The 13,026-nt window shown below is 53.2% G+C and carries 7 protein-coding genes and 2 pseudogenes; 4 read left to right on the forward strand and 5 right to left on the reverse strand.

The features are described 5' to 3' along the window. Window positions 1-45: 45 nt before the first annotated feature. Together AD949_RS03435 and AD949_RS03440 are read right to left on the reverse strand one after the other, a co-directional pair. Window positions 46-729, reverse strand: coding sequence for a hypothetical protein (locus AD949_RS03435; RefSeq protein WP_048836690.1), 684 nt, complete (start codon window positions 727-729; stop codon window positions 46-48). A gap of 388 nt (window positions 730-1,117) precedes the next feature. Further along, entirely contained in the window at window positions 1,118-2,767 is a 1,650-nt protein-coding gene (locus AD949_RS03440) for a hypothetical protein (protein ID WP_048836689.1), read from the reverse strand. A gap of 524 nt (window positions 2,768-3,291) precedes the next feature. Here AD949_RS03440 and AD949_RS03450 point away from each other — a divergent pair. From AD949_RS03450 to AD949_RS03460, 3 genes are all read left to right on the forward strand, one after another. After that, complete coding sequence (locus AD949_RS03450; RefSeq protein WP_048836687.1) at window positions 3,292-3,753, forward strand: GNAT family N-acetyltransferase; 462 nt, start codon at window positions 3,292-3,294, stop codon at window positions 3,751-3,753. 158 nt (window positions 3,754-3,911) lie between these two features. After that, entirely contained in the window at window positions 3,912-4,517 is a 606-nt protein-coding gene (locus tag AD949_RS03455) for a hypothetical protein (protein ID WP_209421672.1), read from the forward strand. Window positions 4,518-4,943: 426 nt separating this feature from the next. Beyond that, window positions 4,944-6,341, forward strand: coding sequence for an RES family NAD+ phosphorylase (locus tag AD949_RS03460; protein WP_061504626.1), 1,398 nt, complete (start codon window positions 4,944-4,946; stop codon window positions 6,339-6,341). 371 nt (window positions 6,342-6,712) lie between these two features. On the opposite strand, the gene AD949_RS03465 is transcribed toward AD949_RS03460, so the two are convergent. The 3 genes and pseudogenes from AD949_RS03465 to AD949_RS03475 form a co-directional block, all read right to left on the reverse strand. Further along, on the reverse strand, window positions 6,713-8,503 hold the full coding sequence (locus AD949_RS03465; RefSeq protein WP_048836685.1) for a UvrD-helicase domain-containing protein: 1,791 nt from the start codon (window positions 8,501-8,503) through the stop codon (window positions 6,713-6,715). Continuing rightward, entirely contained in the window at window positions 8,503-10,638 is a 2,136-nt protein-coding gene (locus AD949_RS03470; protein WP_048836684.1) for an ATP-dependent nuclease, read from the reverse strand. The genes AD949_RS03465 and AD949_RS03470 overlap by 1 nt, the downstream gene beginning before the upstream one ends. Window positions 10,639-10,760: 122 nt before the next feature. Next, window positions 10,761-11,705, reverse strand: a pseudogene (locus AD949_RS03475) (transposase); the annotation flags it as partial. A gap of 77 nt (window positions 11,706-11,782) precedes the next feature. On the opposite strand from AD949_RS03475, the pseudogene AD949_RS03480 reads away from it, so the two are divergent. Further along, window positions 11,783-12,863 (forward strand): annotated as a pseudogene (locus tag AD949_RS03480) (IS5 family transposase). The last annotated feature ends 163 nt before the right edge of the window (window positions 12,864-13,026 follow it).

Genomic DNA, 13,026 nt, shown 5'->3' on the forward strand with positions numbered 1-13,026 from the left:
CGCAAATGCATAAACCTGAAATTTTGTAGAGCCATTGTTAGAGGACTATTTTGGTTTTTTTCTTCTGAAGTCCAGCCAAGCGTAAAGAGCTTTCTGAAGTTCATCATCGGTCGTTATTTTTACTTTTTCTAGCTCTAAACAGATCGTATCAATTATTTCGTCTGCAGATATTTCTCTTCTAAAAGATATATCCAAACCAAGTACTTTGCACAACGTAATGTCGTAAGCCGTGAACCCGCCTGTGAGATAGTCGTTTTGCGCCTGTACTTTTTCGATGACAGCCCCAACTAAAATGTTTGATCGGGCTGGGATTGGCATAAGTCTGACATAACTATCTTTGTTTTTTGCGGCCGTTGTTTCGGGGTGAAGGTGGTCAAGGTGATGGATCTGATCCAGCTCTGTTACGTCTACCCCTCCATAAATTCTGGAGAATTTTTTCCAAGCTTCCCTATAAAGTGATGGTTCGTCTTTCGAATTGGGTTTGACCCAAAGTTCTGGTTGTTTCTCGACATTATCGCTATTCTTGTTTCCGATCCAAACAATTGCGTCATCACCGTTAAAGCCCTCTAATTCTTCCAAGCCTCCGGAGACTTTGTCTTTGTCTGTTTTTTGTGTCCGGGTTCTGAAGTTATTTTTCGAATCCACCCGCACCCAGCAATAAATTATATCTTCAACATACTGCCTGATGAACTCCGCTTTCTGTCGGGCAACGAACTCTTTGTATGTCATGCTCTATACTCCTATCTGAAGCGCACCGAGATTTACTGAGACCAACTCTTGCACGCGATGATCCACGTCCGTTTCGACGAAAGGTAGTGCCGTGCTCTGGCGTCCGGTATGAGGCCACTGCCGCCTGTCTGATTCTACATCGTAGAACAGACAGGCTGTTTAGGGGGGAGAACGGAACGGCCGCTTTGAAGCGACCCCACGATGCTTCCTGCCGCTCACTCAACTGCGCGTGACGATCGCTGTGTGCCTGTGTCTGTCATCCAATAACATAAGCAAGGCGCTTATTAAGCCGCCATCCGGGTACGCCTTCCATCAAAATTCAAGGCTGTAAGTTTCCTGCGAAATCAGACTTTTTTCTTTCCATGCACAAAGGGCATCAGAAATTCTCCTAAGCTTCCAGTAACTTCTGGATGGACATCGCGTTACGACGGGTATTGGGAACGCCATTCTTGATGTCGCGTAAGAATTCGAGAAGATGAACGGGATCGTGGGACAGAAGATTTTCGACTGCGGCATCAAAGCCACCCAACGTATCGGCCAATTTGACCCACGCAACAGCCTCTGCAAAATCAAACGCCAACAAGTAATGCCCTGTACAAATGGACAGGATACGCAGTGTGTCACTCGCCTCAATCGCTTGATCGTGAAGGCTGGGGACTCCGTCTGCGCCAGAATTGTAATCAAAAATCACTTTAGAATAGGCTTGAAACTCAGCGGATATAGAATCAAGGCGCTTTTTGATGGCACCTGACTCTGCATCGAGGTTCTCTTTATTTGCCTCCCACTCAAAATAGTCTCCGGTGAAAAGCAGGATCTTGAAGGGATCGCTCAGAAGAACATCCTCGGGTTTCTGGCAGCTGGGTGTGCGGAGATACTCCTCCAAAAGGGCGATGGCAGCGTCCAAAGCCCCGGTGAAATTTCGCAGCATTGCATCCGTATGTGCCAAGAAATGACAAGCCAAGGTTAGCGACGGGTCATCGTTTGACGGGCTGGCATCCGGTTCCCGCAAGGACCAATGTAAAAGACTTGGCGATTCGATGCCGACAACCAAGGGGGCCGCCCTCTGGGGATCGGGGCAGCCAGGGAGATGGGCGGCCTTCATCAAGGAACGATAGACGTAGTCGGCGGCCCTGATAACGCCCTCGACGGTATGGCCCGTTGCCGGCAGACCCAGCCTGACCAAATCCATCGGCGTGACGGCAACGTCATCCACCGTGTCTATCAGTTCCGCGACCATCCTGGTGAGCTCATTCACAGCGGCGACGGTAGCATGACTTTGTTTCAAACGCTGGACAGCATAGCGATTCAGTTCCACGTTTACCGAAAAAAAATCTTGATGCAGATCCTCGACACGATCTCTCTCGAACGCGGCGAGAACGGTCGACCCAGGAACCAATTGCCACTTAAATTTCATAGCCCAGATCAGAAAATCAAGCGGCAACACTCGATTGGCTGGCCTTTCCGGAAGAGAGAGGCCAGCCTCTTTCAGAATTTCATAAACCAGCTGCGAACAGAACGCCGACACCCCGGCGCCGTCAAAAAACTCGATGAATGGATTGTATGGTTTATCGAGGTGGAAAAGGGCTCTTTGATAGATACTGGCCATTAAATCATTTGACAGCGTCAATTCAGGATGACGAATGAGCCAGATATCATCGGCTTTCTTTCCGTCAAACAGTGCCTTAAGGGGAGCGCAGTCAACACCCGCGCCTGCTATGGCACGGATGGACTCGGCGGCCCGGTCATCCGAGGCGTTCTGTAATGCCTGTTGGATGCCCACTTTTCTGGACTTCTTGATCAAATCTATAATTGATCCGTAATCCACGCGACGATCAAGGTCCGTTTTTAATTCGGAATGGATAACATACCCTCCCCCCATTGCCAGCGCGGCGTGAGTGGGAATGAAGTTCAGACTGCGAATGTCAGAAGTGACGGAAGACCGCCGCATGGCCTTTTGGTAGGCTGGGTTAAACTTTCCCTTTGGATTGCGAGTGAGGAGAATGTCCCCAAGCTTGAGAAAGAAGTGTCCATCTTGCATTTGAGATAATCCATAGGGGCGAATGCCCATTTTTTAACGCGTGAAATATAGAGTTCATACAACCAAATTGAATTTCTGGGCGCGCATGAAGTCACTGGCGGCCACACTAATGTCTCTCGTTGTTGTAGGTCCAGACCATTGCGCGGCGTGTTCTTGCATCTTCTGAATGCGTTCAAAGAGGGGCTGCCCCAGCCATTCGTCACGTAATGCGCCGGTTATGGGGCTGGTCATAGGCATTCTACTGCGACCGGTTCCAATGGGCCGCTTTACCTGCCCCGTTTTTCTAAACCGGATCGTCCCCCTTTCGGCCCAATTCACCCTCAAGAGATTGGGCCGCGCATGTCCGCTATACAGAAAAGATGTCATAGGCATGTATGTCCGACATGAGGCGAAACCGGTAGGTCCGTTTAGCGCGTAGCAAGCAGACAGACTGCTTTCGCCTCATCTGAGCCGTAGGCGGGTCTTGTGCGTGAGACGGAGAGCGGACATCTTGCATCGTAGGCGCAACTGAGGATCAGGGTAGGATGTTTAAGATCAAGGAGGATGATCTCACCGAAGATCAGACACGTGCGTTGTTGACACTTCACCTCGCAGGCATGCACGCCTCCTCGCCAGTGGGTAGCGTCTTCGCGCTAGATCTCACAGGCTTGCAAGGCGCGGGCGTAACCGTGTGGACAGCTTGGCACGGGGAGCGCATTGCTAGTATTGGCGCGCTGAAAATTACAGAAGATGGCACTGCTGAGGTGAAATCCATGCGAACTCATCCGGACTTCCTGCGCATGGGAGCCGGTGCAGCTGTCCTTGAGACCATTATCGCCGCTGCCAAAAGGCATGGTGTACAACGATTAAGCCTTGAGACGGGTAGCGGACCGGCATTCGAACCTGCGCTCAAGCTGTATCAGCGTCGAGGGTTTGTGAAGGGCACAGCCTTTGGCTCCTACGTTCCGGGTGAATTCAATCAATTCCTTCATCTGGACCTCAGGTAAAGGCACCAAGGTAATCGTCATAACCCGTCGACGGTAGCTGCGCTTCCGGTCTCGCCCTCATTCCAGACATTAGAATTGTCGTGAGAACGTGCGTAAAGCGGACGTAAACCGTATAATTGTCACATATACAAAGCAGCGCTATGCGAGAACCAACAACAATGAATCCATCCGACCAACTTCCGCGCGTTTGTCAGGCGAACGCTGATCGCTTCTATCAGCGTGTGGTCATAACAACACTAGACCAGCTCCCTATACATAACGTGCTTGCTGCGGGGGAGGCGAAAACCTTTGAAGAGTTTGCGGACAACTGCGCTGCTCATGTCGATAACTATACAGCTAACGAAGCTATAAAAGCATTTGCCCTTACATTCGACGGTATGTTTGAGCGACAACTTAGCCGGTGGGCGACCGTGTATGGTGTGAAGGCAAAAACTTGGGATAAACTGCTCAAGGAGTGCGCGAAAATTGGATCGCTCGATCTGAGGGCGAATGATGGAATGGCCGGTGATCTCGATGAAATGCATCTGGTGGCGAATGTGGTCCGGCACGGGAATGGTCGGTCGTGTCATGAACTAAGAGCTCGCGTACAAAGCCTTTGGGATAATCCGTCTCGCGACTATTATGATCTCGTACCTGGCCCCAGCCCGATAAGCGATGAGCTTAGGATGCAGCCGAATGATTTACGGCGCTATGCATGTGCCGTCTTTCGATTTTGGGGTAACATAGACCCGCTACCTCACCCCGCACTAAATCCACTATATTAATTAACTTGGACCAATCACCAACGTATATTGTGCGATCTCCTACCAAATGCTCCTGCCTTGTGTCTCGTGAAGTAAAGTGACTTCAATCCCGGCCTAAGCTAGTTATTTAGGTGAAAGGAAACATCGAAACAGACTGGCTGCTTACGCATACGACGCCATACCTGATCGGCCTGTCCGCTCAGTGATGCAGGAGCAGACGGACCGCAGTCGCCGTCTTTTCGGAAATAGGAAGCTTAAAATAGCACTCCGCATAGCGGACATTCGGCGAGGGTGCATTATCCCACTCCAAGCCAATGGCCGCATGGCGCCGAATTGATTATAGCTCATTGAGCCTGCAAAATTCCCCGAACGAATGGGGCTACCCCACCCCTCTTATATCATGTCGGTCATATATTTGGTTTCTGCGGCATATGGAAAAGGTAAAAAATGTCTGAATCTTATGCAGAATTAAGACTAAACTATATCTGTTACGGATGTATTAAAGAGCATTACCTAAAAAACGAGGTCTTTACAAAAGGAGAAGATAAACTTTGTTACTATTGTAATTCCAAAAGAAAAGCTTTCTTAATTAGCGATATAGCATGTCGGATTAATGTGGTTTTCAATGACTATTTTAGACAAACAAATGAATCGAAGTCTGGACTAGAATGCGACGGGATACCTATAATTAAGGCAATCGCCAATACAGCTGGCCTAACAGACGCTGCTGCTCAGGATATGCAGACGATCCTCGCCGCTGATCATTTACGCTTCTGGACCCCTGCGATGGGTGGCGAAGCGCCCTACTCGAGCAATAGCTATTATAGGGAGCAGGGCCCCAATGATCAGATGTGGCAAGACAAATGGAAAGAGTTCGAGCTGAACCTAAAAGAAGAATCTCGATTTTTCAGTAGCTTTGCCGCAGAGTATCTTGCGGATGTATTCAAAGAAATCGGGACAATGTCGGATGCGGACGAGAATCCGCTCATTGTAGACGCTGGTCCAGGAACTAAGTTTCCCGTATTTTATAGGGCACGGGCATTCCAGTCCGACGAATCCCTTAAAATTGGATTGCGCGATCCAGAGAAAGAACTTGGTCCGCCACCAGCTCGGCTTTCCATAGCGGGACGAATGAACGCACAAGGCATATCCGTATTTTACGGCGCCAGTGAACCGCGCACGGCCATAGCAGAAGTGCGCCCACCGGTTGGAAGCCAAGTTGTTGTAGCGCGTTTTAAGATCGCAGTTCCGCTACGCTTACTGAATCTTGCAGCCCTTGGATGTATCAAGGAGGAAGGAAGTGTCTTCGATCCTGAGTTCGGCAACCGGCTAGACCACGCGATGTTTCTCCGCTCTCTTAAAGATCACATGACTAAGCCGGTCATGCCTAGCGATCAAGTCCTCGACTACCTGCCAACACAAGCGATCGCGGACTTTCTAGCGAATTTAAAGAAGCCTGTTATCGATGGGATTTTGTTTCCATCCGTGCAAGATGCCGGTGACGTTCAAAACGTTGTGTTGTTTTACAAGGCGGCGCTTGTCGAGACCTTGGAACAATCTGAACAAATGGAGGCTTACGAACGTTCTGGTCAAAGCTGGGAGGAATTCTGTTTCAGGCGTACCGGTGAGGAGATGCGGGGGCAGCTACTGGAAACTTCGCCACCTGATGATGACGCTGCAGACTGGCTACTAGACGTGGGGCCGTGGTCACCCTCTGACCTAAGGGCACCGACGCTTCGTCTTGATCGAGATTCGATCGAGGTTTATCGAGTGCGAGGCGTTGATATCCATACGGATGATAATGTATCGACTCGGTTTAGGGACATCGTGGCGGACCACGTCTAAATTGACGAAGATGTCTGCTTACCAAGTTGGTATTTCCAGAAGTGGATATTCTGCTTCCCCCCTGAACTGCCCGTCTGCTCAGTGATACAGGAGCAGACGGGCGGCAATCGCCTCCATGTCGGACACCAAAGCGGTTGTGACGAATGCCCGAAAGCCGACATTGCTAGGCGAGTAACGATAGACCGAGTTTGGGATACTCCTACCGTTTCCGCATGACTCGCCGAACAGCAGGTTTCGCCAAGAGCGGGCGTCCAGCGCTTCCCCGACCGACCATCGGAGTACGACCGGAAGTAGGCCGATTGCCGACCGACAGTTTCAATGCAAATCGAGCAGTATAGCCGACCTTCGTAAGCAGTTGCGCGTACGCCGGGTCAGGGAATCTGGTCATAGCCAAAACTGCAAGCAAGCAGGATATCGGTAGGCTGATATACGTTGTTCTGCCCCCGCCGCCGGCCCACTTCCGAGATAAGGTGCAGATTCTTTTTTGCTCGGGAACAAATCACGTAGAGAAGCTTGTTTGCGGCCGCAATCTTATCGGCCTCCTTGAAGTGCGGGACCATGCCTTCGAGCAAGCCGAACGCGATGACCGCTTCATATTCCGCACCCTTGACGCCGTGGATGGTCGACACAGTGATGCCGGTCTTCTCGGCGAAGACCTTACGGAACATCGCGATCTCGGCGATCGCGGTGCCGCCGGTTGCGGTCAGCTTGTCGATCCGGAGCTGCGACCCTTCCACGAATGCGTCGTAGTGCTCGACGAGCATCGGCGAGGTCGCACGGTCGATGCCGAGCGCCGCGAACAGCGCATCGAAGCATTCACACAAATATTCAAGGCCGTCAGTCTTTGTGGAAGTGATACCGTTCGATGCGCGCAGCAGGGACTTGCGCGTGATCGCGCTGGTGTTGACCCCGGCCAGATCTAGCCCGGCGATCACCTCCCCTGCCCAACGACTGCGCCGGACGTAGAGCTGGGGCGAGGCTTCCGTCAGGATGATGCGCGAAAGCTTGTACCAAAAATTATCGATGTCGCGGGCGAACGGTACCATGCCCGGCCCCGAGAAGCTGTAGTCGGGCAGTGCCGCGACAAGCTGGCGTGTCATGCTCGCAAGCGGCGGCCATTGCGGACCGACGATACAGACTTCGCTCGGGGAAATGCCCATCGTCTCGATATTGTAGCGGATGAGTCGGACGATCTCAGCTTCGAGCGCGTTACGATCGGTCGAGGAATCGAACGAGATGAGGCTGGCAAAATCCTTGAATTCGCCATCGGCGGTGATCTTCGAGGTGAGCTGGTTGAAATTCTCGAAATAGCCGACGATCCGGCCGGACGACCGGTAGTTTTTCGACAGATCGAGTTCCTTGAATGTCACCCCGCTGAGTTTGGAAAATTCGGCAGGTGTGATCGCGTAGCCGCCAAGCGAGCCGTAGATCGCCTGGTTCGGGTCGCCAACGATGAACGCCTTCGCCTTCCCGTTCGACGCCTTCAGGATTGCCCCGAGTATGGCGTACTGGATCTCCTTGGTGTCCTGATATTCGTCGACGAGTATGGTCGCGAAGATCGAACCGAGCAGGATGCTGATCGAGGGGACGTCTCGGATCAGCTGGTAGGCATAGACCAGGATCAGCTCGAAATCGACCTGCCGGCTCGTGCGCAGATCCTGCCAATATTGCTGGAGCAATGCATCCACCTTCCCCAGCTTCCAGTCATCACAATTGATGACATAGCCGCTCGGCGTGAAATAATGGCCGCAGTCGAAGACGCTGAGCTTGCTCCCATGCGTGCGGCACAAAGCCTCATGCGCGCGCTCGGTGTCATGGGCATTGATCACCCGGAAGCCGTTTTTCAGCTCAGGATGATAGATGGCATAGGGCCGGAGGATCCATTCGAGGCAGAAGCTATGGATCGTTCCGATCCACAGCTGACTGGTATCGACCCCGAGCTGCTCAATTCGCTCCTGGATCTCGTCCGCGGCGCGGTGGGTGTACGTGATCGCGACGATGCGCTCCTTGTCGGAGGTCAGCAAAGACAGTTCACGCGCGATCTTGTAGGTCAGCGTGCGCGTCTTCCCGCTGCCTGGACACGCCGTGAGGAAGACGCTGCCCGGCTGCTCGATCGCCTTCACCTGATCGGCGTTAAGATCATCGGCATTCCAGACAAACATCAGAGCCTCGCGAGAATAGTGTTGATGCGATCCCCCGGAAAGGCCGTGAGCATCTCGGTTCGCACGAACGGAAAATCGATGTCGCCTGACCGGAACAGATCGAGATAGACGCGCATCGCCGCTACCTGTGCAGGAAGAACGCCGACGGTCTTCAACTGAACCTTGAGGCGATGGTCGATGATGCTGGCGAGGATCTCGTCGGAGACCGGCCGATGCACCATGAACAAGGCGTCGAGAATATAGTCCGGGATGTGGACATCAGGTGTGATCGCCTTGCCGAGAATGATCGCGAACCAGCCCTTCCCGACATGTTTCGCCATGGTCAGGACGCGCGTGCCATATTGCACGATATCGCCGGATTCCAGCTCGGTCTTGGCCAGCGCGATCGTCGCGCCATCGCTATAAACTTCGCCCAGGATCGAGACCACGGCGGCAGCATTACCGGCACGAATAAAATCGACTTCAAACGTATAGTGCGCGAGATGCGTGCTCAGCCAGCTGTTCCCGGTGCATAAAGTGTTCAATCGCCCGGCTCGGGCGGCGCCTGACGTCTGCGATCCAGTGGCCTTGTCCTTCGCCTTCTTCTGCGCAGGGGTGTCAGCCGGATTCGTCGTGAGATCGATAAAGGCCTGATCGAGGTCGGTGATGATCGCGCAATTCTTGCGGATGCGCTGGTCATGGAACAGGATCGCGACATTCTCGAAGCCGGTGCTGCGGATATTGATCAGGCTGATCCCGAGCTCGTCGAGACTGAGGCCGAATACTTGTTTGATGAGGATGGGGATGAGGATTTCCTCGGCATCTCCCTCGACCAGCAACACACTCTTGGCAAACAGCAGGTTGCTGCGCACGGCGTCGAGATAGCGCTGGATATTGCCGATCTGCTTGGGGTCGAGGCCGGCGGCAGGCTGGTAGACCTCGCAGACCCCGCCATCACGCCCGAGAATGTTGATGTTCTCGACATTACTGACTTCAGAAATATAGGTCGAGTGCGTCGAGTAGATGATCTGGGTATCGTCGTAGTTCAGACGGTCGAAGAGAGTCTTCTGGATATGCGTGTGGATGTGCGCCTCGGGTTCCTCGACGACGAGGAAATTGGCGAATGTCTGCTTGACCTTCTGATATTTGAATTCGAGCAGCTTAAGCGTGAGGTAGATGAGGTTCGCGCCGCCGAGGCTGAGTTCGTGGATGCCGCCCTCATAGCCTGCCTCGGCTTCCCCGACGAACAGCTTTAGGGACTGGAACAGCCGGTCGGCTTCGTCGGACAGGTCAGATTTTATCGAGAGCGATTTGGGCGAATAGGTTTCGCCGGCGGCGTCGGTGATCGTGTCGCGGATGTCGGTCCGGATCGCGCGGACATCGTCGAGGCCTTCGATCGCGGTATTCAGGTCTGTCACCAGTCCGCTGATGGGAGCAAACTTCGCGGGGTCGATCTCGCCGCTCTTGCCCTTGAGCAAGGTCAGCAGCGGATTAGTGCGATTGTTCTGGAATTCGGCGACGACGTCGCGAAGCGCCTGAATAAAGGTGAACCCGATCTCGCGAGCGATCGAAAACATGCCGGGGACGATGTTGCCGATCTCGGCCGGGGTGAGTTCATCCGGGAAGGTCACGGCATCGAAGTCCCCGACGAGCGCCTGATAAACCGCCGGGTCGGTAAAATCGGCGCTGCTCTTGCCGGTGAAGACGGTCTCGTAATCGGCAAGGCTGATCTCCCTGCGAAGCTCGGAAAGGGCCGTTTCGTCCCCGGCCGCCAGCTGCGACAGTCTCTGCCGGATCGCAGCCTTTGGGCGAAAGATCAGATTATAGGTCGCTTTGTCGATCGTTGCACCTGTGATGGTGCCGACACCATGAAGGAACAGCGATTGGATCGTCTCGTCCTGCGAGACATCGGTGAATTCGAGACTGATGATGATCCAGTGACCGCGCCATTCACCGAGGCCGCGATGGAAGTCCCGATCATCGAGACGGTGCGCCATGCGCAGCAAATTGTCGTCGAGCAGCAGGCGGATCGCGCGGAACAGGTTTGTCTTGCCCGATCCGTTCTCGCCGATGATCGTATTCACGCCCTTTTCGAACTTCACCGTGGCGCGGGCGAAGTTTCGGTAATTGACCAGCTGCAGTTTCGAAATGTGCATGCATCCCCCGGACATCAGTTTGTATCGATTAGGCGCGATCGGAAAAGCGGTTGAACGCGGTGATCTCGCGCACCAGCAGTTTGAACTGCCCCGGGTTTACCGGAGAGCGATTTGTTCAGTAATCAGGCAGCGATATCAAGTCTGCTCTGATCTGTATAGAAGGCGCGTTCGGCTTCGGCGGGAGGCCTGTAGCCGATTGGCGCCAGCAGGCGTCGGTTGTTATACCAATCCACCCATCTGAGGGTTTCCCATTCGACCTGCACCATGGATTTCCATGGCCCCAGATGATGGATGACCTCGGCCTTGTATAAACCGTTGATGGTCTCAGCCAGTGCATTAGCCAGACGTTCTGGCCATAAGCCGAAGGTCTGCTGCACCCGTTCAATCATGCGACGCTGTGCTGTGACTTCGGCCTGACGCACCGATGTCGTGGCCTCAACATCGACAATAACAGCATGCCTGAGATCGATCAGATAATTGGTGCTGTATGAAAAGAACGCCTGATTGGGCGTGGCTGCAGAATACCGTGCTGCAGTATCTGTAGGAGATAATCTTTTAGGGACAACAGGTGTCGATGCACCGAATGCAGCATCGTCAAGAACGGCAAGATATTCTTTTACGGCACGCCCTGCCGCATCAGGAGGAAGGCCTTCATCTCCCGGAACAGCCAGTCGTCGATTGGCATCGGTCTGGATCAGGCTGGCATCGACGGCAAAACCTTCCCCACCGACCAGACCCGTCTCGATACAGCGCCGGACGGTCAACTCGAACACTTCACGCAGAAGGTTGCTCTCACGGAAACGACCATGTCGGTTCTTTGAAAATGTGGAGTGATCAGGAACAGTCCCATCCAGACCCAACTGGCAGAACCATCGATAGGCGAGGTTCAGATGTACTTCTTCGCACAGGCGCCGTTCGGAACGGATGCCCATGCAGTAGCCAATCAACAGCATCCGAATGAGGAGTTCCGGATCAATCGAGGGGCGTCCCATTGTGCTGTAAAATGGACGAAGATGTTCTCGAATTCCGGAGAGATCAATCAGCCGGTCAATAGATCGAAGCAGGTGGAGGGTTCGAAGAACCCTCTGGTTTTGGGCCTTTTTCTGTGATTCCATCTCTTGTGTGATGACTGGAGGAGTGGCTCATGACGCAGCCTGGTTTCTTTTGATGTTGAAGAGCGGCTTGCTCGGTTGAGTGGGCTTGGTGACCAACTTGAAGCGTTTTCCCGGACTGTAGATTTTGAGGTGTTCCGTCCAGAACTGAACAAGGCGCTAGCCTATTCAGACGGAAGTAAAGGCGGTCGTCCTCCGTTTGATCCAGTGCTGATGTTCAAAATTCTGGTCATCCAGACGCTGAACAATTTGTCTGACGAGCGAACGGAATACCTGATCAACGACCGCCTGTCCTTCATGCGTTTCCTTGGTCTGGGACTGTCTGACCGCGTGCCGGATGCCAAAACAGTCTGGCTGTTTCGCGAACGCCTGACCCAGGCGGGTGCCATTGAAACACTGTTTGATCGCTTTAATGCCACCCTGCGGAACGCTGGTTACCTGCCGATGTCAGGCCAGATCCTGGATGCCACACTGGTAGCGGCTCCCAGGCAGCGCAATACCAATGCGGAGAAGGCCGATCTGCGTGAAGGACAGATCCCACAGGACTGGCAGGACAAGCCGTCAAAGCTGTCCCACAAGGACCGTCATGCGCGATGGACGCTGAAGTTTACGAAAGCAAAGCGCCAGGAGGACGGGAGTGTGCCAGCAACAGATCTGGCCATCCCGTTCTTTGGCTATAAATCGCATATTTCCATCGACCGAAAATTTCGGCTGATCCGTAAATGGAAGGTGACCGATGCCGCGGCCAGCGATGGCGCCAGACTCCGCGAGGGCCTGCTGGATAAAACCAATATGGCATCAACAGTCTGGGCTGATACAGCCTACCGCTCAAAAGCCAATGAGGACTTCATGGAAAAGCATGGCTTTGTCTCGAAGGTCCACAGGAAAAAGCCTCATCTCAAACCCATGCCCCGCCATATCCAGCGGTCCAACGCAGGGAAGTCGGTGGTCCGATCCCGCGTCGAGCATGTCTTTGCTGATCAGAAATCGCAGACAGGACTGTTCGTCCGAACCGTAGGCATAACACGAGCCACAATGAGGATCGGGCTGGCCAATATCGTCTATAATATGCGCCGCTCTCTCCTCCTCGAGCGGATTAATGCCGCCGCGTAGTAATCCAGAGCATGCACTTCTCTCTCTGCTCAAAACGTAGAGCGAAAATTATCATCCAGAACCTTCAATGCCAGCCTACTGCCCCTAAAATCGGGCAAAGACGTCTGTAATTCATGGTTCTTCGAACCCTCCATCTGTTATCTCGTTTCCGATCAGCTATATT

Source organism: Acetobacter orleanensis (assembly GCF_001581005.1).
Lineage (GTDB): Bacteria > Pseudomonadota > Alphaproteobacteria > Acetobacterales > Acetobacteraceae > Acetobacter > Acetobacter orleanensis.

Excerpts from the sequence above, each read along its gene's own strand:
- AD949_RS03435 (WP_048836690.1), bottom strand. The coding sequence starts at position 729 with ATGACATACAAAGAGTTCGTTGCCCGACAGAAAGCGGAGTTCATCAGG.
- AD949_RS03440 (WP_048836689.1), bottom strand. The coding sequence starts at position 2,767 with ATGCAAGATGGACACTTCTTTCTCAAGCTTGGGGACATTCTCCTCACT.
- AD949_RS03450 (WP_048836687.1), top strand. The coding sequence starts at position 3,292 with ATGTTTAAGATCAAGGAGGATGATCTCACCGAAGATCAGACACGTGCG.
- AD949_RS03455 (WP_209421672.1), top strand. The coding sequence starts at position 3,912 with ATGAATCCATCCGACCAACTTCCGCGCGTTTGTCAGGCGAACGCTGAT.
- AD949_RS03460 (WP_061504626.1), top strand. The coding sequence starts at position 4,944 with ATGTCTGAATCTTATGCAGAATTAAGACTAAACTATATCTGTTACGGA.
- AD949_RS03465 (WP_048836685.1), bottom strand. The coding sequence starts at position 8,503 with ATGTTTGTCTGGAATGCCGATGATCTTAACGCCGATCAGGTGAAGGCG.
- AD949_RS03470 (WP_048836684.1), bottom strand. The coding sequence starts at position 10,638 with ATGCACATTTCGAAACTGCAGCTGGTCAATTACCGAAACTTCGCCCGC.